The organism is Streptomyces olivochromogenes (assembly GCF_021538895.1).
Classification (GTDB): domain Bacteria; phylum Actinomycetota; class Actinomycetes; order Streptomycetales; family Streptomycetaceae; genus Streptomyces; species Streptomyces olivochromogenes_A.
Genome location: NZ_JADDRL010000281.1, coordinates 1 through 296 on the forward strand (window position 1 = coordinate 1; position 296 = coordinate 296).

Annotated in this window: 1 protein-coding gene; it reads left to right on the forward strand. The window is 65.9% G+C overall.

The window, feature by feature from the left end:
• Positions 1-296, forward strand: a 296-nt coding sequence (locus IPZ69_RS46815) for an alpha-amylase family glycosyl hydrolase (protein WP_268835914.1), incomplete at both ends; no start/stop codon positions are given.

Here is a 296-nt window from a genome sequence, read left to right on the forward strand (position 1 = left end):
ATCCTCGCCAAGACCCCGGCCATCCCCACCAACTGCCAGTGGGGCATCTTCCTGCGCAACCACGACGAGCTGACCCTCGAAATGGTCACCGACGAGGAACGCGACTACATGTGGGCCGAGTACGCCAAGGACCCACGGATGCGCGCCAACATCGGCATCCGCCGCCGCCTGGCCCCCCTCCTCGACAACGACCGCAACCAGATCGAGCTCTTCACCGCCCTGCTGCTCTCCCTGCCCGGCTCGCCGATCCTCTACTACGGCGACGAGATCGGCATGGGCGACAACATCTGGCTCGG